The following is a 21,438-nucleotide window of genomic DNA, read 5'->3' as shown; positions in this document are numbered from 1 at the left end:
CAACCCGCCGCATTCAGCCCCCCGCATTCAGCCCATCAGGCGCCGCGCCATGCCGGGCGACAGGCACAAGAGCGGCGCAACAATCAGCAGGCCGATCAACGCCATCGCGGCTTGCGGCGCCATGCCGCTGTCCAGCAACACGGTGGCGACGACCGCCGAACCGCTCATCTGGAACAAGCCGTACACAGCGGCGGCCGTGCCCGCGCGGTCGGCGAAAGGCTCCAGCGCCAGGCTCAGGCCCGAGCCCAGGGCCAAGGAAAACCCCACGGTCAGCACCGCGACAGGCAGCATGAACACCCAGGCCGACAGCGGTAGCCACCACCACGCGGCGGCATGCATGGCCGACGCCAGCAGCAGCGCGACCATGCCCACCCGCACCATCGTGTGCCGTCCAAACCGGGCGATGAAGGCAGGCGCCAGAAAAAAGGCCGCAATGTTGATCGCGGCGTTGCCGCCAAACCAAGCCGAAAAGCCCAGCTCGGAATAGCCCAGTTGCTGCACCAGCACCACGGGCGCGGCCGACACGAAGACCAGAATCATCGCCATGCCCGCCATGCCGAACAGGGCAAAGTACAAAAACCGGCCGCTGGCGATGATGGGCAGATACCGAGGCAGACTGTAGAGCGGACCGCGCGGCGAGGTGGGTGCGGCGCGCGTTTCCTGGAAACGCCGCGCCAACAGCACCATCAAGGCGAACGCGAACAACACCATGAAGACGAAGGTGCTGCGCCAGCCCGCATGCACCGCCAGCGCGCCACCCAGCATGGGCGCCAACGCCGGCACGGAGCACAAGGCGCCGTTCAAATAGCTGTAGACGCGCGCGCCCACGGCCGGGCTGAACTTGTCACGCACGGCGGCAAATGCCACCAGCGACGCCGAGCACGCGCCCAAGCCTTGAATGACACGGGCTACGTAAAACACCTCAAGCGTGGACGCGGTCGCGCCCAAGGCCGAGCCGATCAAATAGGCTATTGCTCCGCCCAAGGCAACTGGCCGGCGTCCGTAGCGATCCGCCAAGGGGCCGATCAACATCTGGCCCAGGCCCACGGCGAAGATGAACAGCGTGATGCTGGCCTGCAGCGCGCTGACCGGCTCGCCAAACCCGGCCGCCATGGCGGGCAGCGATGGCAGGTAGATGTCGATACCCATTGGCGTGAGCGTGACCAGCCCCATCAAGAGACCGATCAGCCAGCGTTGGCCAGGGGTGGAAGCAGCAGACGTCATGGCAGGCTTGGGGTGCGATTCGCATCCGGGAAAACCCGACATTATCCACGAATGCCTGGGCGGGCAAGCGGTGAACCGATGACGGAACCGACACGCGCAGTAAAATATTTCCCCATGAATACACCGGCCTTTCGACCCCGCATCGTCATCCTCTACTGCACGCAATGCCAGTGGTTGCTGCGCGCCGGATGGATGGCGCAAGAGCTGCTGTCCACGTTCTCCACCGACCTGGGCGAAGTGGTGTTGCAGCCCGGCACGGGCGGCATTTTCCAGATTACCTACAACGGCGATCTGATCTGGGACCGCAAGAGCGATGGCGGTTTTCCGGAAGCCAAAGTCCTGAAACAGCGCGTGCGCGACCGCCTGGATCCCGGCCGGCCGTTGGGCCACATCGACGGTCATACCGCCGGACCGCTGGCCGCGCCAGAGGCCTGAGCGAGCATTGACGGGTAAGTGCAGGCGGGTGAGCGCTGGCGCGGAACTCGCCGCGCCATCTACCCATCACCCCTTCGTGGCGTTCGACGCCGGGCGGAATCGAGCCGCCATCACAAACAACACCACGCATAGCGCCGCCATCAACATCCAGGCTGGCGTCAAGTCGGCCATGTGCTGTCGGATCAAGCCGGCGGCAAACGGGAAAAGCGCCGCGATCAGATAGCCCACACCCTGCACGAACGCGGCCAGACGGCCAGCCTCTATGGGCGTTGCCGCATGGTCCATCGTCACAATCAAGGACAGCGGGAACAAGGCGCCGATGCCCAGTCCGGCCAGCACGGCGGCGGGCCAGGCCAGCGTGGCGGGCGCGGCGATCAAGCCAAGCAGGCCCAGCACCAGCGCGCCTATCGCGGTGAACAGCGCGGGCCGGCGGTCGGGCAAGCGGCCAATGGCCAAGGACACCAACAGCCCCGCCGCAATCTCGGCCACCGTGACCGCGCCCAACAATTGCCCGGACGCCACCGGCGTCCAGCCCAGCGCCGTGTAATAGGGCGGAAGCCAGGCCAGCACCAGCGTGTAGGCACCCGTACCCAAGCCAAAGAACGCCGCCAGCAGCCAGCGCCGAGCACGCGGGGTGGACAGGGCGCGTGGCATCGTTGCCCCGGTTGCTCGCGTTGCGCCACCCCGGTTCACCAACCACCAGCACAGCAACGCCACGCCCGCGGGCAAGGCCCAGGCCGCCAACGCGTCAGGCCATCCCGCGTGCTGCGCGATCACGGGCGACGCCACGCTGGCTACGGCCGCACCGCCCATGATCGCGGTCGAATAGAGGCCCATGATGGCGCTGACGCCCGACGAGAACCGCGTCTTGATGTAGAGGGGCAGCAGGGCTTGCGTGACGGCGATGCCCAGTCCCGCGATGACGCCCGTCAGCAGCATCAGGCTGGCGTTGCCTGCCCACAGGCGGCTTGCCGTGGCCGCCATGATCAGCGCCACGCCCGCCGCAATGCCGTGTTGTTCACTGGCCAATCGACGCAGCGGCGCCACGCTCAAGGCGCCCAGGCCCATCACGAAAACGGGCAGGGCGGTCAACAGGCCGGCGGCCATATCGGACATACGGGTGGCGGCCTGCAATACGTCCAGCAAAGGGGGAACGGACGCCAGAACAGGGCGCAGGTTCAGCCCCACCAGGATGATGGCGGCGATGCGCCAGGCGTTCAAATAAGTAGGTGACACGGTGGCTCCAAAGCCGGAACGCATCGCAGCGTGCGATGCGTTCCGGTAAACTATCTTGGCGTCAAGATATTTGGATTTTATCTTGACGTCAAGATAAATGGAGGAGATCCCCGTGGATAGAGCAAGTCGTGCCGTAGCGCAATGGAACCGCGAACGCCCCGAGCTGGACGTATCAACGATGCGCGTGCTGGGGCGTTTGGGCGAATGCGCGCTGGTGATCACTCGCGACCGGATCAACCCGCTTTTTGCAGAGTTCGGCCTGCAACCTGGCGAATTCGATGTGCTGGCCACCCTGCGCCGCAGCGGCAAGCCCTATGCGCTGACGCCCACGGCGCTGTATGAAGACGCCATGATTTCGTCGGGCAGCATGACCAATCGGATCGATCGCCTGGAAAAAGCGGGGTGGGTGGTGCGAACGCCCAACCCCGATGACGGCCGCGCCACGCTCGTGATGCTGACCAAAGCGGGCATCAAGCTGATTGACGAGGCGGTGGTGGCGCACCTGCGCAATCAAGCGGAAGTGCTGTCGCCGTTGACCGCGTCCGAGCAAGAGCAGTTGAGCCGCTTGCTCGGCAAGTTGTTGAAGGCCTATGAATAGCGGGGTCAGCGCGAACGGTTCATGAAGGAGCAGTTCATAGGCCAAGGGTTCATAGGCCAGCTACTACCGGCCAGGCTTCAAAGGCCCAGTTCCGACAAGCCCGGGTGGTCGTCCGGGCGGCGGCCCAGCGGCCAGCGGAACTTGCGGTCGACCTCTTTGATGGGCAGATCGTTGATGCAGGCGTAGCGATTGACCATCAAGCCGTCTTCGCTGAATTCCCAGTTTTCGTTGCCATAGGAGCGGAACCAGTTGCCGGAATCGTCATGCCACTCGTAGGCATAGCGCACGGCGATGCGGTTGTCGGTGTATGCCCAGAGTTCCTTGATCAGCCGGTAGTCCAGTTCCTTGGCCCATTTGCGCGCCAGGAACGCGCGCGCTTCGTCACGGTTCTTGACGAATTCCGCGCGGTTGCGCCACTGCGTATCCAGACTGTAGGCCAGCGCCACCTTGTCCGGATCGCGGCTGTTCCAGCCGTCTTCGGCAAGGCGTACTTTCTGCACCGCGCTCTGGTGGGTAAAGGGCGGCAACGGGGGGCGGGTTTCAGATTGCGAGGTCATCGTAGGGGCCTTGTGGGTGGGGAAAAGGTCATTTGCCGGCCGCAAAGAGCGCGGCGGCGGCGCGTTGCGCGCTGGCGGTGATGGACACATCGCCCGTGACCAGCGCCACGGCGATGGCGCCGTCGATCAGCACCAGCAATTGGCGCGCGGCCTCGCCGGGGTCGGGCAGCTTGGCGTCTTGCGCCAAGCGCAATACGTGTTCCAGCAAACGGGTCTTGTGCAGTCGCGACACTTCACGAATGGGGTTGGCCGGGTCGCTGATCTCGCCTGCCGCGTTGATGAAGGCGCACCCACGAAAACCGTCCGACTCAAACCATTCCTGCAAGGCGTCGAAGATGGACAGCAAGCGTTCGCGCGGCGTTGCGGCCTGAGTGGTGGCGACGATGAACCACTGCATCCAACGCTCGTCGCGTGCTTGTAGCGCAGCAGCCACCAGCGCGTCTTTGTTGGGATAGTGCTTGTACAGGCTCTTACGCGCCACGCCCGAGGTCTTCACAATCAGGTCCATGCCCGTGGCATGGATGCCGCCTTGATAGATAAGATGTTCGGTGGCCCGAAGCAGGCGCTCCTGCGTGCTGCTCAGAGAGTCAATCGTGAAGGAGTTCATGGGAGAGAGAATGATCGTTCTACATAAGATGAACGGATCATAGAATGATCGTTCTCCCGTCGTCAAGCAACTAGCCCGCCAACCAAGCATCTGCTTGCTTTTTCAGTCATAAATATGCTAAGATCTTTCAATTGACGGCAAAATTAAAACAATTATTTGGCCCGCCGTCTGACTTCCTGAAATGCCTGCCCCCCGCAACCTATCGGGCATTTCTGGCACGCTTGAACCCGGCGGTGCATCGCTTTGGCGGGGGTTGCCACGCACCACGCATAGGAGAACGCTTATGTCGCATCAACTGGTTGGTAAAAAGTGGCGCTTTGAAGTTCCGCCTCTTGACTGGAAGGCTCCTGAAGCGAACCAGGACTCTGAAATGGATGCCGTTGCAGCAGATTCCGACGCTTCGAAAGACAGCGACAAATCACGGTCATCCAAATAGACCAAGTCCAATAGCCCTGGTGCAGTAGTCCCGGTGGCTGCCTCGCATTCGCGGGCGTAAATCACGCTGCTGGCAGTGTCCGGAATCGCCCGGCACTGCTTCTTAGCTACCCGAACGGCGCGCCTTGTGTGCGCCGTTTCAACATGTAGCCCGCCAATCCGCTTTTTCCCCTGATCTGCCTGACCCGTCCGCTGGCGCCTCGCCGCGCCAGCGGCGTTTTTGCATGGGCGAGTGTGCTGCAACTCATATGTGCTGAAACGCGTGCGCGTTGATTCGCACAACGCTGCACGCATCGCCATGCTTTAGCCAGTGAGCCTTTGGAATGCCTGAAAACATAGCAAACAATCAACAAGTTAGGCCTTTCGTGTACGCCACGACGACGTCTCGGTCGTTGATGTTCTCTCATTCTGAAATCCAGAGCCGCATGTGGACGAAAGACCCATCGGCGCTCAATCTGGAATACACCCGCATCATGATGGCGTTTCTGATGTTCAACCCGAATCCACGGCGCATCGCCATGGTGGGCTTGGGTGGGGGATCGCTGGCCAAATTCTGCTACCAGCATCTGCCCTCCACAAGCATCGACGTTTACGAGATCAATCCCCACGTCATTGCGTTGCGCGATTCCTTCCATGTGCCACGGGACGACCACCGTTTTCAAGTGCTGCAAGGCGACGGCGCGGTGCTGATCAAACAGTACCAAGACCACTACGACGCGGTGCTGGTTGACGGCTACGACATCAACGGCCTGCCCGAGCAGTTGGCAAGCGAAGCGTTCTATGACAGTTGCTTCAATGCCCTGGCGCCGGACGGCATGATGGTGTGCAACTTCCATGCGTCGAACTTTCAATTCAGCACCTATCTGCGTCGAATAAAAAAGCAGTTTTCGGGCTCGGTCATTGAAGTAAGCGACACGTCTTGCGCGCACAGCATCGTTTTTGCATGCCGGGGCGATACGCTAAAGCGCCGCACGGGTTTGCCCAAGCGCAAGCCAGGCACCATGAGCGCCGAGATGTGGTTATGCCTGGCGCCTACCTATTGGCCCATGCTGGTGTAGAGGCAGGGCGAAGCGCCCCGGCCGCCATGGCAGCCGGGGCGGGGGGCTTAAAAGTGGTGGCGCATGCCCACCACGGATTGCAGCGTATGCCATTGGCTGTGGTCTACGCGATCAAGCAGTGCGTAGAAGTTGGTGCGCTTGGACAGGTCATATTCATAGCCCAGGCCCCATCCCTTGATGTGCGAACTGGTGGCGCGCTGGTAGGCGGCCAGCACCTTGCTGTTGCCGCTTAGCGGCACGCTGACGCCGCCCACGTAAGAGTTCACGCGCCGGATGCCGGCCGATGGCCCCACGTTGGGATTGCGCAGGTTGCCGTATCCCGCATGCAGTTTCATCCATTCAAAATCATAGGCCGCCGCCAGTTGCACGTTGCGGGAATTCAGCTTGCCCGGCACGCTGGCATCCGGGTTCAAGCGCTCGTAGGTCAACGCGGTGGAAATCGGCCCGGCGCGGTAGCGCAGGCCCGCCGTCCAGACACGGTCGTGGTCGGCTGTGGCGAACTGATCGTTGTCGTGGGCCTCGAAGCTGTAGCCCAGCCCCGCCTGCCATCCGTTCCAGACCGGCGTGCGGTAGATCAAGGCATTGTTGACGCGGCCGCCATGGCCGAAGTCGCCATCGTTATAGCCCGACGTGACGGAGGCAGACGCGCCGTCCCACGACGTGCCGAAAGGCGAAGCGTCGCCGCCCCAGCTATCGCTCAGCACCTGCTGGCGCCCGGCGCGCAATTCACCAAAGTCTCCCACCAGCCCAAGATAGGCCCACCGCCCGAACAGCCGGCCCTGGCCCTGCTTGCCGTTTTGCGGGTGAAAGCCGCTTTCCAGGCGGAACACCACGCTGTAGCCGCTGCCCAGATCTTCGACACCCCGCAAGCCCCAGCGGGAGCCCGACATCGTGCCATCGCGTAGTCCCACCTGCGAGCGGGACGATTCGTCCGCGTCGTGATGCCGCCGTTCAAAGCCCAGCCCCATGTCGATGACGCCATACAGCGTGACGCTGGTGGTGGCGGTGGCTGCGTGGACGGCGCCGCCGGACAAGGCGGCCAAGGCGATGGCCAGCGCACCGCGCTTGATGCTTGCTGCTTTCATGAGTACCCCATTAAAGGTTGTGCTGCGTTGGACAAAAGGGTCCCCGGCGGCCAGCCAGAAGGCGGGTCGCAAAGGACGTGGAAACGGCGGGAAGTAGCTCGGGTGGCGCGCGGAGGGAAGAGCGGAAGAAAAGAAAGAGAGAATGAAAAAGAAAGAAGCGGCCAGCCCGTCAGCGATTAATAATTAACATCGCAATCAACATGGCGCATTATGGTGAGAGTCGCGGGCTATTCAAATAAGACGACTACGAATATGAATGGTGGTAAGTACCAGTCCAGCGTTAATCCGCCCCTATAGGACGGATTAACCCCGCGGGAGCGACCTGGCCGGTCTGATAGCGATTCGGCGGCAGTCCTGGTGGGCTATGCCGTATGCACCACCACCTGATTGCGACCTTGCGCCTTCGCGGCATACAGGGCCGCATCGGCCGCCTGGAACACCTGCTCAATATCGGCGCCGCAAGAGGGCCACTGCGCGACGCCCGCCGACACGGTGATGCCAGGCACCCCATGTAGCGGCCTGCCGGCGGTATGCAGACGCAATCGTTCGGCAACGCGGGCAGCTTCCTTCATGCCGACGTTGGGCAGAAGCATCAGGAATTCTTCGCCGCCGCTTCGGCAAAGTACATCGGACGGGCGCGAGCATTCCTGCATCAACTCGGCCATGCCCCGAATCACCTCATCGCCCTTCGGATGCCCGTGGGTGTCATTCACGCGCTTGAAGTGGTCGATGTCCAGCGCCACCACCGCGAAGGGCGTACCGCCGGTTTGCCATTGCTGCACCGCGTCCTGCGTGCCGCGTCGATTGCGCAGGCCCGTCAAGGGGTCGGTCATGCTGGCCTGGTTGAGCTTGCCGATCTTGTCCTGCAGGCTGGAGATGCTGTTCATCACCGCGCGCTTCAAGCGTTCGGCCTCGAAGTACCACGCCTTGACCGACTGCACCCGCTGCATGGCAACGGCCACATCCTGGTGTTCAACGTTGGTGGCGAGTTGTGACAAGGGCAGGGAGATCAGGCGGGCGCACCACCAGATGGCCAAGAGAAACGCCAGTGCCAACGGCGCCGCGTAGCCGATCAGCGCCCAGATCAGTTCGTGGATCGGCTCCAGAGTGACTTCCGCCGGCCGCTGCGCGATGATGCCCCAACCGCTTAGCGGCTCGGCCGCGTAACCCGCCAGCATGTCCACGCCCTGGGTGTTGAGCACGCGCCGTGCACCCGACTCGCCGCGGATAACGGCCGCCACCACCGGATTGGCCTTGATGTTTTCGCCGACGCGCTCGGCTTGCATGTGATAAATCAATTGGCCGTCGCCGTCGACCACATACAGGTAAGAACCATCCTGATAGGGGTGCTTGCCCAGCAATTCCCGCAGCGCGCTGCTGCCGCCGCGCAAATAGATGGTGCCGGCGATATAGCCCAGATAGCGGCCGTCGTTCGAGTAGATCGGGTGTGACAGGTTGATGAGCATGTTGCCCGCCATCGACACATATGGCTTGCTGATCAAGGGCTGGCGCGCGCGCAGCGCCGCGCGGCTGCCTGCGCTGTCCACCCGGGTGCCAACGAAGCTGCTGAAGGTTTGCGAGGTGGCCAGGATGACGCCGTTCGCGCTGATCACGCCTACCGAGTTGAAGTTGTTCGCCTGTTCCCGCAGGCGCGCCACTTCACCGGCCAGTACGTCGGGCGCGTCGACCTGGCTCGCCAGGTGGCGGGCGCTGTACGCCAGTTGCTGTTGCGCCGACTTCAGGAAATGCGTGGTGCTTTCCGCCAGCTTGGCCGCGTATACGCGGTTGGATTCCAGTGTGTTGGCGATGAGCTGGTCGCGTTGCACCAGGTAGCTGGCGTAGAGCGCGTTGGCCGTGGCGGCGATGGCGCTAAGGACAGTGAGCGCAAGCACTAGCCCGCGTAGATTGATGCGCATAGAGGATCAGGACGGACTCAGGACGGGCGGCTATCGGGAAAGGGTGCGGCGCAGTCGGCATCGCGACGCGAGATTAACGGCAAACGCGGCGTCTATCTATAGGGCAGGGGGTTCCGGTTCGTCCAGCAGATGGGCGGCCGGCGACTGCGCGGCCGCCCCTGCGCGGAAGTAACCCATGACCGTGGCCACGCTGGCGTGCCCGGTCATGGCCATGGTGTCGCCCAAGGGCACGTTCTGGCGGCCGGCTTCCGTGACAAAGCCAGAGCGCAGGCTGTGTGCCGAAAACTCGCCCTCCAGGCCCGCCAATTTGCAGCGCTCCAATACGATGGCGCGCACCGCGGCGGCGGCCAGCGGCTCGCCCACCACATCGCCGCGCCGCACGCGGCGAAAAATCGGGCCCTGACGGATACCGCTGGCCGCCAGCCAGGCCTCCAGCGCCTGGGCCGCCGTCCCCACGATGGGCTTTTGGTCGCCGGGACGTTGGGCGCCGGCCTGATTCGTCTTGGATTGCGTCAGCGTGTACAGAAAGCCTTCGGCCGTGCGGCGGGTGTTTTCAAGCGTCGCGCACACCACCTCGGAGCGGCGGCGGCCGCCGCTGGCCCAGGCGAACAGCAGCAACGCGCGGTCGCGGATGCCACGCAGCGAGCCGTCACAGGTGGCCAGCATGGCCTGCAGGGGCTCGCGGGTCAGCGCTTCCTTCTTGGCGGGCGCCATGCCGCGCCGAGCGTAGGCGCGGCGTGTCTTGGCCAAGAGTTCTCTCACCGGCGCCGCGCGGCAAGGGTTGGGGTAGCCGTGGAGCTCGTGCGCTTTGGACAGGACGGACAAGCGTTGCAGCAACGTATTCAGGCTGGGTGGCCCCAAGCGGCCCTTGGCCTTCAGGCGGACCAGTTCCTGGTCCAGCGCCAGCGGGAGCTCCCATTTCAGGCCTTGATCGGTTGTGCGCTGGGCATGGTCGACCACGAACTGGATGACGGCGGCCTCGGGCAAGGGCAGGGCGAAGCGCTGGCCGTAGCGCAGTTCGAACCAGGCCGTCCAATAGCGGATGGCCGCGCGGTAGCTGGCCGCAGTGTTGGCGGAACTGCCTTCGCGCATCAGCCCGCGCACGGCGGCGTCGGCCTGTGTGTCCAGGGCATTCGGGTCCAGAAGTGGCAGCGTGGCCAGCAATGTCAATGGCATCAGGGCAGGGCCTTGCTTGGGAAGCGCGGGAGAGAGGTCGGCACGAGATAGAACTCGGTGATTTGGGACAGATCGGCAAGAAACGGGTCGCAGACAGATCCTACTGCCTATTTCATACATATTAGTATGTATGCTGTATGATATCTAACAGATATACAAATTAAATCACGATAAGGTTCCATTATCGTGACTAGTTCTGCATTGTATTCAGCCTTCATCAACCTTGTAGAGGAAGCCGGCGATGGCCACGGGAATTACCGAAAACGACGTCTGGACCGCCGCCGACGCTCTACTGATGGAAGGCGCGCGCCCCACCATTGAGCGGGTACGGCAGAAGATTGGCCGCGGATCACCCAACACAGTCAGCCCGCACCTGGAAACGTGGTTCCGAGCGTTAGGCGCGCGCATCAAGGATCCCGGCGCGTTCGCCGCGCCGGCCGCCATTCCCGACCCGGTCACCCAAGCCGCTACGCATTTTTGGGAAGCGGCGTTGGCCGAAGCTCGCGCCCGGCAGGCAGAGGACTACCGGAAACGCTGGGAAGAATTGGCGGAAGAGGGCGAACGGTTGGCCGCACAAGCAGAACAGCTTCAGCAACGCGAAATCCAGTTGCTGAACCGCGAACAGGACCTGCAAGAAGGCCTGCGGGTCGCCACGGCGCAATTGGCCGCCACCGAAGACCGCCTGCAAGCAGCGGAACGGCAATTGCGTCAGCGTGACGAGCAACTGAAGCAAAGCCGGGGGCAACTGGAAGACGCGCAAAGCGCCGTGCAAGCCTTGCTGACCGAAGCCGAGAAAATGCGCGGCCTGCACGCGCAAGCGCTGGAGGCCTTGGAATCCCGGCATGCCGCACACGAACGCCGGTGGTTGAACGAATTGGACGCCGAGCGCGGCACCGCCAAAAAGCTGCAAGCGCGGCTGGATGAGGCCCAAGCGGCAAGCCAGAAGCAAATAAGCCAACACCAGGCAGCGCTGGCTCAGGCGCAGGATGCCAGGCGCGACGCCGATGCGGCTGCGCAGGCCGCGCGAGCGGATGGCCAAGCAGCCCAAACACGACACAACGCCGCGCTCAGCGCCTCGCAAGAGGCGTTGGCGTCAGCGCAAAGCGCGCTGGCGGCGGCGCGCGGAAACGAGCAGGCGCTGTTGGCCCGCTTGGCCGCGGCCGACACGCAGTCGTCCAAGTTGCTGGCGCAATTGCAGCAAAAGGACGAGCAACTCGCCACGCTGACACGGCATTTGATGGCGGCGGCGCAGGCTGCCCCCCCCAGCCCGCCGACGGCGTAGGGTAGCGCCGTAGCGCGGCAGGGGTGAGGGGGCAGAGCCGCAGGATCGCTCAACAACGTCGAGCCGCCGAAAGAGCCGTTTTTTCAATGCCCCGGGTAATGGCCTTGGAACGGCGTGTTGTTGGGCTCGCCGAAGTCGTCCGAATGGTAATTGGTCTGGTCGTGTGACGTGGACGGCGCGGTCGCGCTGGTTGAACTATAGGAACTGGGCGCGGTGCAGCCGGCCAGTGCAAAGGTCAGCATTACGCTGGCTAGGGTCAGGAGCCTCATGGCATACCTCCAAAAGAGATGCCGCCGCGCGGGTGTGGCCGCCAGGGAACCCGGCGCCCATCGCCACCCAAGTCCGGCGGCATCCGCTGCGTGAGCAAGCCGTGTACCCAAACAGCGAGAGGTATCGCGAGACAGCCGATGCGTATGCCTATAAGTCCCAGCAAATTTCGTATAAATTTCGAATTGATCGCATCCACGACGCCTAGACGGGCAACCGCCCCTGTCGGTCGCGATGCGCCATCATGCAGGGCGCCTTGCCTTGCCGGGAGCAGCAGATGAATCCACGTCCCACGGTTGATCTGGCCCGCATTCTGCTTCTGGTCGTCATTCTTTTCGCGCTGATGGTCGGCAGCCTGTACGTGCTGCGCCCCTTTCTGCCGGGGCTGATCTGGGCAACGACCATCGTGGTGGCGACCTGGCCCGTGATGCGGGCCGTGCAGCGGCGCTGCGGCGGGCGCCGCTGGGCCGCCACCAGCATCATGTTGCTGATTCTGCTGTTCGTGATTGTCTTGCCGCTGTATCAGGTGATCTCGACCCTGGCGCTGCATAGCGGGGCGATCATGGCGGCGGTCAAGAGCCTGCCTGACTACACCTTGCTGGCGCCACCGCGCTGGATCAGCAGCATTCCCGTCGCCGGCCCGCGCGTGGCGGAGGAATGGCAGACGCTGTCGGATGCGGGCGCGGGCGGGCTGCTGGCGCGGCTGGAACCCTACCTGACCATGGCCGCCCGCTGGTTGCTGAGCCATGCCGCCATCGTGGGCGTGTTCGTCATGCACATGCTGGTCACCATCATCATCTCCGGCATTCTTTACAGCCAGGGCGACGCCGCGGCCAACTTCGTGAAGCGCTTTTCAAACCGGCTGGCCGGAGAGCGCGGTGTGGCCGCTGTCCGGCTGGCGGGTGCCGCCGTACGCGCCGTGGCGCTGGGCATCGTGGTGACGGCGGTGGTGCAGTCCGTGTTGGGCGGCGTGGGCTTGTGGATTGCAGGGGTGCCGGCCGCCGGCATTTTGACGGCTTTGATGGTGATGCTGTGCCTGGCGCAACTGGGGCCGTTCCTGCCGATGCTGGGTGGCGTGATCTGGCTATTTCAGAACGACATGAAGCTGGCAGCCATTGTGTTGCTGGTCTGGGCGTTGATCGTCGCCACGCTGGACAACCTGCTGCGCCCCCTGCTGATCAAGCGCGGCGTGAATCTGTCGCTGCTGCTGATTTTGTCGGGCGTGCTGGGCGGCCTGGTCGCCTTCGGTATCGTCGGCCTGTTTATCGGCCCGGTCATCCTGGCCGTGACCTCAACCTTGCTGAAAGCCTGGATCGACGAGGTGCCGCCACCGGCGGCAACAGCGGAAATTCCCGACGAGCCCCTCGACGCGCCGATTGCGTCCACCATCGACGCGCCGATCGCGGCGCCGCCGGGGTCCACAATCGAAAAGGCGTAACATCTGCCTGATACCGCGGGCGCACAGCCCGCTTTTTTTGCAACACCCCGGCAATTCCCCATGACGATGCATCCGATTGCGCTGATGAACAGCGCGCCCGACTATCAATTTTCCCCGGCAACGCCCGTCGAGCAGGCGGAGGCCCAATGAGCGAAAGCACACGCCTGGCCAAGCGCTTGGCCGCGGATCTGTCTTGCTCGCGCGGCGACGCCGAACGCTATATAGAAGGCGGATGGGTCGCCGTGGACGGCAAAACGGTGGAAGAACCTGGCGCGCGGGTCCACCCCGGCCAGACCGTTGCGCTGCTGCCCGGCGCAAAGCTGGAAGACATCAAACCCGTGACGGTGCTGGTGCACAAGCCCGCGGGCACCTACGCCGACAACGAACCGGGATCGGCGCTGGACCTGATCATTCCCAAGAACCTGATGCCCGGCGACCGTTCCGGGCGGCGCTATCTGAAGCGCATGTTCAACGGCCTGAAGCTGGTCACCCCGCTTGAGCGCGCGGCCAGCGGCTTGGTCGTGTACACGCAAGAATTCGCCATTTCGCGCAAACTGATGGAAGAGGGCAAGCTAGTTGAGCAAGAGTACGTGGCGCAGGTCACCGGCAAGCTGAGCGACGGTGATTTGGCGCGCCTGCAGCGCGGCATGGCCTTTGAGGGCCGCGCCGCCACTCCCATGAAGGTCAGTTGGCAGAACGAAACCCATCTGCGGTTTGCACTGAAGACGCCGCTGCCCGGTTTCATTGAATACGTGTGCGACACCGCGGGGCTGCAACTTCAGGCCTTGCGCCGCATCCGTATCGGGCGGCTACCCATGGCGGGCTTGGCCGCGGGCCAATGGCGTTACCGGCTGGACTACGAGCGGTTTTAGGCTCCGGAGGATTCAAGCTCCCGTTTTGCTGGACTGATCGGCCAGCAGTTCAACTTGCAACCGGCCAGCAACCGGATTTGCAACCCGACCAGCGACCTGACCTGCAACCCGACCGGCATTACGACCAGCATTACGACCGGCAACCCGACCGGCACTCCGACCTGCCTTTCCACTCGCAGCCATGCCCCAGCCTTCCCACCTTGTCTTGCACGCCCCGAACCGCCGCAGAAGTTTTCTGAAGCAGGGCGGGGCGTTGTGCCTGTCCGCCTTGGCGCTGGGCGGTTGCGCCAGTCGGTCGCCGGGCGGCCGCCCAGGCACGCCTGTCGGGACCGCTTCTGGCCGCGCCCAAAAACCCACGCCGCCCCCGCCGCCCAACGGCATCGGGGCCGCGCCAGTGCCTGCCTTGCGGCCCGGCGCAAGAATTGCGATTGTGGCGCCGGCTTCCGCCGCGCTCAACGCCAGCGACGACGCGGCAGAGTGGCTGGAGGCCCGGGGCTACGTCGCCCAGGTCATGCCCGCCAGCCGCACCCGCCTGAACCCACCGTATGACTACCTGGCCGGCAGCGACGGCGACCGCCTGGCCGACCTGCACGCCGCTTTCGCCGACCCCGACGTGGGGGCGGTGTGGTGCCTGCAAGGCGGCTTCGGGTCGTGGCGCTTGCTGGATCAACTGGATGTCGGGCTATTGCGTCGGCACCCCAAACCTTTTATCGGATATAGCGACATTACGGCCCTGCACCTGGCCATGCAGCGGCATGTGGGCTTCGTGACCTTTCACGGGCCGATGCTGGCGCAGGACCTGCTGGCCGGCAAGCGCGAACCCACGGAATCCAGCGTGCTGGCGATGGTCAGCGGCCAGATGGGGCCGGGCGCCTGGATCGCGCCCCCGCCAGACGCCCTGGCCACCGAATTGGTGCCGGGTGTGGCCAGCGGGCGGCTGGTGGGCGGCAATCTGGCGCTGATCGCCGCCATGACCGGCACGCGCAACGACATCGACACACGCGACGCCATTCTGTTCATCGAAGACGTGAACGAAGCGATCCCCCGCGTGGACCGCCTGTTGGGCCAATTGGCGGCTGTCGGCAAGTTCGACGGCGTGCGCGGTTTGCTGGTGGGCAATTTCACCCGGCTGCGCGGACAGATGGACGACGCCGAAGCGCAAGGCCTGCTGTACCCGCTGATACTTGACCAGTTCCGGGCGCGCGGCATCCCAATACTGGCTGGCTTTCCTAGCGGCCACGGCGACCCGAATTTAACGCTGCCGCTGGGCGCTCAAGTCACCTTGGATACCGCGCGTGGCGGCTTGCGGCTGGATCAGGCAGTGGTGGTTTAAGCACTATTGCCAGAATGGCGTATTTGACTCATTAATAATTCATAAATTTTATTAATGATTCATTAATGAATCACATACCAAAGACGCCGTGATCTATTAATCGTGCATTTCTGCCGTGTCAGATCTATTATTGCGGCATGAAAAAGAAGCTCGAACCCAGTTTTGACGCTGCCGAAGCGCTGGTTCGCCTTGGCGCCAACCTACGCACGGCCCGCTTGCGCCGCGCCGAATCCGAAAGCGTGCTGGCCAGCCGCATGGGCGTTTCACGCGCCACCATCGCACGGCTGGAGCGGGGCGACGGCGGCGTATCGCTGGCCTTGGCGATCGAAGCCTTGCTGCAATACGGCTATGCCGATCAGGTATTTGCCCTGGGCGACCCCGAAGTAGACGGCGTGGGCAAGCGGCTGGATGCCTTGCGCCGACCCAGCCGAGGCAGCAGCGCCGCCTTGCATGCGCACCGCGCCGATCCTTCCAAGCTCTAGGCCAGGGTCGGCATGGCGCGCGCCCGCAAGCACAAATCCGTTGAAAGCGAACTGTTCGTCTACGTCGACATCCGTGGCGAGGCGGTCTTGGCCGGCGTGTTGACGCTGGACGACTCCGACGAAACCCGCTTTTTCGCAGAATTCACCTACGTGCAGTCCTACGTGCGCGACCCGCGCGCCTTCGCGCTGGACCCGCTGAACCTGCCCCTGGTCGACGCCGCCACCACGTTTCGCACCGAAAGCCGCTACGAAACGCTGGGCGCCATCTTCGATGCGGCGCCCGACGCCTGGGGGCGCAACGTCATGCGGGTGGACAAGGCGGGCGCGCGCGTCACGGAAGACGAAGTACTGCTACGCGGCCGGGGCATGGGCGTGGGTGCGCTGTTTTTCAGCGCGCGCCTGCTGACGCCCAACATGCGCAAGACCTATCGGCTGCCCGAAGTCAGCCAACTGGAATCCTTGGCCGATCTGCTGACCGACATCGACCAGGGCGTCAAGCCCAAGGGGCTGTATCGCGACATCCTGGGCAGCTCGTGGGATATCGGCGGCGCGCGCCCCAAGACCATCGTGCGCGACGAACAGGGCGAAATGTGGATTGCCAAGTTTCCTCGGCAAGGCGATTCCTATGACCGGCAGCGCGTGGAGTTCGCCAACTTGCGGATGGCGCGCGCCGTCGGGCTGACCGTGCCCGACATCCGGCTGACCGAAACGCACTTGGGAGCGGTGCTGCTGACCCACCGCTTTGACCGGGAACTGCTGCCGGTGCCCGAAGGCGCCGCCCCGGTAGTGGCGCGCCGCCATTTTCTAAGCGGCGCGTCGTTGATCAGCCCATCGGTGCAGATCGGCAAGCGCGACCTGGACGGCCGGCAGGGCAAGGCCACGTATTCCTATGCACGCCTGGCCGACGTGACGCGCCGCATTTCATCAAACCCGGTGCAAGACCTAAAAGAGCTATACGCGCGCATGGTCCTGAACGTGGCCGTCCATAACACCGACGACCACCTGAAAAACGTGGGATTCCTGAAGGACGAGGGTGCCCATACCTATCGGTTGGCGCCGCTGTTTGACGTGGTGACACAGGAAGGCTCCGCCCGCCATTACCTGCATATCGGCACGGCCGGGCGCGACAGTACATTCGAGAATTGCCTGACGGAGTACCGGCGCTTTGGGCTGCGATCCGAGGCGGCCGCGCGCTCGATCGTGGACGCGGTGCGCAGCGTCGTGGCCCGGCGCCACCGGTATTACGCGGCCGCCGGCATGGACAAGGACGAGATTGCTTTGGTGGAATCGACGCTGGCGGCGTGGCGGGTTCCGGCCTGATTGCGCCTCGCTGAACCGGCATTCCCTGCATAGCCTGCATTGCCTTCATTCGCGCCGTCAATGCTCGTGTACGGCACCCAGATCAATCCGGCGTCCCTGTTTGACCATGGCTTCGTGGAAGTCCTTGCTCAGCGCCGCCAAGGTAACGCCCTCAAAGCGCGCCATCAACAAGGCTTCGGCGTCTTCGAAAGCGCCGTCCAGCGCCTTGTTCACGGCGGCTTCCACCAGACAGCCGGGCGATTCGCTGCGGTTGCCCATGGCGAAGATTTCCGGCGAACCCAGCGCTTCGTAGATGTCACGCAGGGTCACGGCGTTGAAGTCGCAAGACAGGGTCCAGCCGCCGCCATGGCCTTTTTCAGAGCTGACCAGTTGTTGGTCGCGCAAACCCGCCATGATGCGCCGGATGACGACCGGGTTGGTCTGCATGACCCGACCTAGGTCTTCGGACGTCATGGGGCCGGGCGCTTCGGCCATGTGTAGCAGTACGTGAAGCACGCCGGAAAGTTTGCTGTCTCTTCTCATGCAACGCATGCTATTGCATGAGAAGCAGCCCGGTCAAACCTGACTGCCCCGGGCCGCTACACCCGCCTGGCTGTCCACTTGCCCTTGCCGGCGGCGGTGCCGCTCATGGTCTTGCCGTTCACTTCGCCCGTGTAGCGCACGCCGTTGGCGGTGAACGCGATGGTGGTGCCGTTCATGCGCGCGTCCGAGATGTCGGTTGACCCGAACTTGCCGGATAGCATCTGGTACTGCTGCTTCAGTTGCAGCGTCTGGCCGTCCACTTCCCATTTGCCTTCCACTTTGGCCGGCACGATCCACAGCAGCGCGGTGCAGTAGGTAGAGCAGTCCTTGGTGACGGTTTCGGACGCATCCGGTTCCCAATCGCCCATGCGGAAGGTGTTGGACACCACCCGCGTGCCGGGCTTCAACTGCAACAGGGTGGGGCGCAGCTTTTCGTTGATGGTGGACAAGAGGAACATCGTGATGACGTCGGCCTTGGTCAGGTCCGTCTGGAAAAGGTCCGCCGCCACGAAGGTGGCACGGTCGGCCACACCCGCGCTTTGGGCATTGCGGCGCGACAGCTCCACCATGTCCGGGTTGTATTCAATGCCTTGCGCCGTCAGCCCGCGTTGCGCGGCGGTGATGACCGTGCGGCCATCACCGGAGCCCAGGTCCATCAAGCGGTCCTGCGGGGTCACCTTGGCCATGTCCAACATCTTGTCGACCAGCGTTTGCGGCGTGGGCACCCAGATGACGTCCTTGCCGGCCTGGCCCACGTCTGGCTTGTATTCGTCCTGGGCTGTGCTTGCACTGGACATGGCTGCGGTCTGCGCCGTGGCCACGCCCGCCACTGCCAGGGATAGCGCCATTGCCGTGGCGACAGCGATGAAACGGGCCCGGGGCAGGCCGCGGCAGACTTGGGGGCGGAAATCTAGAGGCTGAGTCGAGGCTTGCATGATGGCTCCTTGTGGGTCGAACAAAGTCAATCTGGCAATCGGGCGGGTTTCAGCAATCGCAACATCGGTACGCCGGCCGCCAGCACCGCCAGCCCGATCAACGCGCCAGCCCCCGCATACACGGCGCTGGAATAGACCAGGCCCGCGCAGGTCAGGCCCAGCAACAACGGCGGCAGGGGGTAGAACGGCACACGAAACGGCCTGGGGCGATCAGGGTCCAACTGCCGCAGGCGCCAGACGGAAGCCGCCACCAACAGCATGAAAATCCAGAACACCGGCGCGGTGTAGGCCACCAGCGTTTGCACGCTGTTCTGGCTGAAGGCGCCCAGCCCGACCAGGGCCAGCGTGATGGCGCCCTGGACCAACAGCGCGGCCACGGGGGTTTCATTGCGCGCGCTCCAGCCCGACAGGGCGCGCAGCTTGGGCACGTCGCGCCCGAGCGCGTAGTACACGCGGGCGCCGGTAATGATGGTGCCGTTGATGGTGCTGAGCGCCGTGCCGCAAATCATCAGGCTGAGCAGGGCGGCCGCGTAGGGGCCGGCGGCCAATTGCATGACGTCGGCGCCCAGCGCCGGGGTGTCACGCAGGCCTTGCAGCCCGAAAATCTCCAGCAAGGCAAGGTTCGTCAGCAGATAGGCGCCGGTCACGACCGCCGTGCCGATCAGCAGTACCCGGCTCATGTTGCGTCCGGGTTCGCGCAGTTCACCGCTGAGATACGCGGCTTCGTTCCACCCGCCGTAGGTCAGCAGAACAAACACCATGCCCATGCCCATCAGCCCGGCTGGGTTGCCGGCAAGCGGCGTGGGCGCCACGGGTTCGAGTCCGCCGCCGCCCGCACCCGACAGGCTGGCTAGCAGCACCGCCCCCAAGGCCACTAGCGTCAGCAGCGTAAAGACCCATTGCAGCCGCTTGGAATGGCGCGTCCCCACGACGTTCAGCCCCGTCAGCGCCGCCACCGAAATCGCCGCATGCAAGGCGGGACCGTACGTGCCCAGTGGCAGCAGGCGCTGCGCGTAGTCGCCGTAGATGTATGCCACCACCGCAATGGCGCCGGTCTGGATCACCGTGCAACGCGCCCAGGCAAACAACAAGCCCACGCGCGCGCCCCAGGCGCGGGTCAGGTACAGGTATTCGCCCCCCGCGCCGGGGTAGGCCGAGCCCAGTTCCGCGTAGCACAACGCCCCCACCAACATCACGAAGCCGCCCGCGCACCACAGCGCGATATACATGGCCTCGGACGCGGCGTGCTGGGCAACCAGCGGCGGAAAGCCAAAGATGCCGATGCCGATGACCACGCCCACCAGCACCACGGTGGCGTCCATCACGGACAGGCCGGTTGACGCGGCCTTTTCCGGAGTGTGAGAAAAGGAAGGCGGTGGCGCGGCGGCGCGCGTGCGTGACGGCATCATCGGAACTCTCGGAAAGGGGAGATAGGCCACGAGCGGGCCCGCCTGACATGCAACTGAACGAATTGCGACCGACTCTCAATTGAAAAAGTTTCTGCGGGTTTTCCCTTTCAAAAGGAACAAGAGGCCGATCAATGCTGAAAATTCATGTGGAAACCACATGCAGAAATAAACTTAATTCAATGATAAATAACAATATTTATTCATCGTTAAAGCAAAATAGTTAAAGTAATTTCTTAGCTCAAATTTCGCATTCCGAACGGCATTGAATTCAAGCGGGAACGCAATTTGCTGAATTCAGCACCGACTGAGAGGAGCGGATCATGGCAACAAGAACCATCTGGAAAGGGGCAATTTCGTTTGGCCTCGTCCATATACCGGTCGGCCTGCATACGGCAACCACGGACTCCGGCGTGGACTTCGACTGGCTGGACAAACGCTCGATGGACCCGGTGGGGTACAAGCGCATCAACAAGCGCACAGGCAAGGAAATCAACAAGGACAACATCGTCAAAGGCGTCGAATACGAAGACGGCCAGTACGTGATCATTTCCCCGGAAGAAATCGCCGACGCCTATCCCCGCACCACGCAAACCATAGAGATACAGCAGTTTGTGGATGCCGGCGATGTCTCTTTTGTCTACCTTGAACGTCCGTACTACGTGGCGCCCATCAACAAGGGCCAAAAGGTGTACGCCTTATTGCGCGACACGCTGGCCAAGACCGGCAAGATCGGCATCGCCAAGGTGGTGATCCAGACCAAGCAGCATCTGGCAGCGTTGATTCCGTCGGGCGACGTGCTGGTGCTGAACCTGATGCGATGGGGCGACGACGTCAAGTCGTTGGAAGGGCTGGATCTGCCCAAGGTCGGCGCCAAGGACATGGCGCCCAGCGCCAGCGAATTGAAAATGGCCAAGATGCTGGTTGAAGACATGTCCGCCAAGTGGGACCCCGAGGAATTCAAGGACGAGTTCAAGGCCGCCGTGATGGACCTGGTGGCCCGCAAGGTGAAGGCCGGCAAGACGGAAACCGTGGTCGAGCCGCAGGAAGAGGCGCCCGAGTACGCCGACAACGTGATCGACCTGACGGAATTGCTGCAACGTAGCTTGAAGGGGGGCAAGACGGCCAAGCAACCGCCGGCCGCCGCGAAGAAGCGGGCGTCCACCAAGACGGCCGCGAAGAAATCCGCGAAGAGCACTAAGAAGACAACGAAGACCACGAAAACCTCGTCCAACTCGCGCAAGGCGGCGTGAC

The 21,438-nt window shown here is 63.5% G+C and carries 22 protein-coding genes; 11 read left to right on the top strand and 11 right to left on the bottom strand.

Going from position 1 to position 21,438, the window contains the following annotated elements; translation table 11 throughout:
• Positions 1-27: 27 nt before the first annotated feature.
• Complete coding sequence (locus P8T11_RS05410; RefSeq protein WP_268077900.1) at positions 28-1,224, bottom strand: multidrug effflux MFS transporter; 1,197 nt, start codon at positions 1,222-1,224, stop codon at positions 28-30.
• Positions 1,225-1,338: 114 nt separating this feature from the next.
• Here P8T11_RS05410 and P8T11_RS05405 point away from each other — a divergent pair, with 114 nt between their 5' ends.
• Entirely contained in the window at positions 1,339-1,659 is a 321-nt protein-coding gene (locus tag P8T11_RS05405) for a SelT/SelW/SelH family protein (RefSeq protein WP_100855779.1), read from the top strand.
• A 66-nt stretch (positions 1,660-1,725) separates the two neighbouring features.
• On the opposite strand, the gene P8T11_RS05400 is transcribed toward P8T11_RS05405, so the two are convergent.
• Positions 1,726-2,919 (bottom strand): MFS transporter, encoded by a 1,194-nt coding sequence (locus P8T11_RS05400; RefSeq protein ID WP_268077901.1) that lies wholly within the window; start codon positions 2,917-2,919, stop codon positions 1,726-1,728.
• Positions 2,920-3,007: 88 nt separating this feature from the next.
• On the opposite strand from P8T11_RS05400, the gene P8T11_RS05395 reads away from it, so the two are divergent.
• Complete coding sequence (locus P8T11_RS05395; RefSeq protein ID WP_268077902.1) at positions 3,008-3,493, top strand: MarR family winged helix-turn-helix transcriptional regulator; 486 nt, start codon at positions 3,008-3,010, stop codon at positions 3,491-3,493.
• Between the two features lie 77 nt (positions 3,494-3,570).
• On the opposite strand, the gene P8T11_RS05390 is transcribed toward P8T11_RS05395, so the two are convergent.
• Together P8T11_RS05390 and P8T11_RS05385 are read right to left on the bottom strand one after the other, a co-directional pair.
• Positions 3,571-4,050, bottom strand: a complete 480-nt coding sequence (locus P8T11_RS05390) for a nuclear transport factor 2 family protein (protein ID WP_268077903.1) — start codon at positions 4,048-4,050, stop codon at positions 3,571-3,573.
• Positions 4,051-4,078: 28 nt separating this feature from the next.
• Positions 4,079-4,657 carry a TetR/AcrR family transcriptional regulator gene (locus P8T11_RS05385; protein ID WP_268077904.1) on the bottom strand — a complete coding sequence of 193 codons (579 nt, stop codon included), beginning with the start codon at positions 4,655-4,657 and terminating at the stop codon, positions 4,079-4,081.
• 283 nt (positions 4,658-4,940) lie between these two features.
• Here P8T11_RS05385 and P8T11_RS05380 point away from each other — a divergent pair, with 283 nt between their 5' ends.
• Positions 4,941-5,093, top strand: coding sequence for a hypothetical protein (locus tag P8T11_RS05380; protein WP_268077905.1), 153 nt, complete (start codon positions 4,941-4,943; stop codon positions 5,091-5,093).
• A 424-nt stretch (positions 5,094-5,517) separates the two neighbouring features.
• Complete coding sequence (locus P8T11_RS05375) at positions 5,518-6,150, top strand: transferase (protein WP_268077906.1); 633 nt, start codon at positions 5,518-5,520, stop codon at positions 6,148-6,150.
• A 47-nt stretch (positions 6,151-6,197) separates the two neighbouring features.
• On the opposite strand, the gene P8T11_RS05370 is transcribed toward P8T11_RS05375, so the two are convergent.
• The 3 genes from P8T11_RS05370 to P8T11_RS05360 form a co-directional block, all read right to left on the bottom strand.
• Positions 6,198-7,235 (bottom strand): porin, encoded by a 1,038-nt coding sequence (locus P8T11_RS05370; protein WP_268077907.1) that lies wholly within the window; start codon positions 7,233-7,235, stop codon positions 6,198-6,200.
• A gap of 362 nt (positions 7,236-7,597) precedes the next feature.
• The gene (locus P8T11_RS05365) at positions 7,598-9,151 is read right to left on the bottom strand and encodes a sensor domain-containing diguanylate cyclase (RefSeq protein ID WP_268077908.1); all 1,554 of its coding nucleotides are present in this window, start codon (positions 9,149-9,151) and stop codon (positions 7,598-7,600) included.
• A 96-nt stretch (positions 9,152-9,247) separates the two neighbouring features.
• Positions 9,248-10,327 carry a site-specific integrase gene (locus tag P8T11_RS05360; RefSeq protein WP_268077909.1) on the bottom strand — a complete coding sequence of 360 codons (1,080 nt, stop codon included), beginning with the start codon at positions 10,325-10,327 and terminating at the stop codon, positions 9,248-9,250.
• A 241-nt stretch (positions 10,328-10,568) separates the two neighbouring features.
• On the opposite strand from P8T11_RS05360, the gene P8T11_RS05355 reads away from it, so the two are divergent.
• On the top strand, positions 10,569-11,609 hold the full coding sequence (locus P8T11_RS05355; RefSeq protein ID WP_268077910.1) for a DNA-binding protein: 1,041 nt from the start codon (positions 10,569-10,571) through the stop codon (positions 11,607-11,609).
• A gap of 83 nt (positions 11,610-11,692) precedes the next feature.
• Here P8T11_RS05355 and P8T11_RS05350 read toward each other — a convergent pair whose 3' ends face one another.
• Positions 11,693-11,878, bottom strand: coding sequence for a hypothetical protein (locus P8T11_RS05350; RefSeq protein ID WP_268077911.1), 186 nt, complete (start codon positions 11,876-11,878; stop codon positions 11,693-11,695).
• A 275-nt stretch (positions 11,879-12,153) separates the two neighbouring features.
• Between P8T11_RS05350 and ydiK the strand changes: the two genes are divergently transcribed.
• From ydiK to P8T11_RS05325, 5 genes are all read left to right on the top strand, one after another.
• Positions 12,154-13,314, top strand: coding sequence for an AI-2E family transporter YdiK (ydiK, locus tag P8T11_RS05345; RefSeq protein ID WP_268077912.1), 1,161 nt, complete (start codon positions 12,154-12,156; stop codon positions 13,312-13,314).
• A gap of 146 nt (positions 13,315-13,460) precedes the next feature.
• Complete coding sequence (locus P8T11_RS05340; protein ID WP_268077913.1) at positions 13,461-14,186, top strand: RNA pseudouridine synthase; 726 nt, start codon at positions 13,461-13,463, stop codon at positions 14,184-14,186.
• Positions 14,187-14,580: 394 nt separating this feature from the next.
• Positions 14,581-15,519, top strand: a complete 939-nt coding sequence (locus tag P8T11_RS05335; RefSeq protein WP_268082442.1) for a S66 peptidase family protein — start codon at positions 14,581-14,583, stop codon at positions 15,517-15,519.
• Positions 15,520-15,656: 137 nt separating this feature from the next.
• Complete coding sequence (locus P8T11_RS05330; protein ID WP_268077914.1) at positions 15,657-16,001, top strand: helix-turn-helix transcriptional regulator; 345 nt, start codon at positions 15,657-15,659, stop codon at positions 15,999-16,001.
• 12 nt (positions 16,002-16,013) lie between these two features.
• The gene (locus tag P8T11_RS05325) at positions 16,014-17,321 is read left to right on the top strand and encodes a type II toxin-antitoxin system HipA family toxin (RefSeq protein WP_268077915.1); all 1,308 of its coding nucleotides are present in this window, start codon (positions 16,014-16,016) and stop codon (positions 17,319-17,321) included.
• Positions 17,322-17,378: 57 nt separating this feature from the next.
• Here P8T11_RS05325 and P8T11_RS05320 read toward each other — a convergent pair whose 3' ends face one another.
• From P8T11_RS05320 to P8T11_RS05310, 3 genes are read right to left on the bottom strand one after another with little or no spacing between them, the layout of a single operon-like run.
• Positions 17,379-17,843, bottom strand: coding sequence for an Rrf2 family transcriptional regulator (locus P8T11_RS05320; RefSeq protein WP_268077916.1), 465 nt, complete (start codon positions 17,841-17,843; stop codon positions 17,379-17,381).
• A 56-nt stretch (positions 17,844-17,899) separates the two neighbouring features.
• The gene (locus P8T11_RS05315) at positions 17,900-18,778 is read right to left on the bottom strand and encodes an SAM-dependent methyltransferase (RefSeq protein WP_326494489.1); all 879 of its coding nucleotides are present in this window, start codon (positions 18,776-18,778) and stop codon (positions 17,900-17,902) included.
• Positions 18,779-18,804: 26 nt separating this feature from the next.
• A complete protein-coding gene (locus tag P8T11_RS05310) occupies positions 18,805-20,100 on the bottom strand; it encodes an APC family permease (RefSeq protein WP_268082444.1) in 1,296 nt (431 codons plus the stop codon).
• 407 nt (positions 20,101-20,507) lie between these two features.
• Here P8T11_RS05310 and P8T11_RS05305 point away from each other — a divergent pair, with 407 nt between their 5' ends.
• Positions 20,508-21,437 (top strand): Ku protein, encoded by a 930-nt coding sequence (locus tag P8T11_RS05305; protein WP_268077917.1) that lies wholly within the window; start codon positions 20,508-20,510, stop codon positions 21,435-21,437.
• The last annotated feature ends 1 nt before the right edge of the window (position 21,438 follow it).

This window comes from Achromobacter spanius (genome assembly GCF_029637605.1).
GTDB lineage: Bacteria > Pseudomonadota > Gammaproteobacteria > Burkholderiales > Burkholderiaceae_B > Achromobacter > Achromobacter spanius_E.
This window is presented reverse-complemented; position numbering and strand designations above follow the sequence as displayed.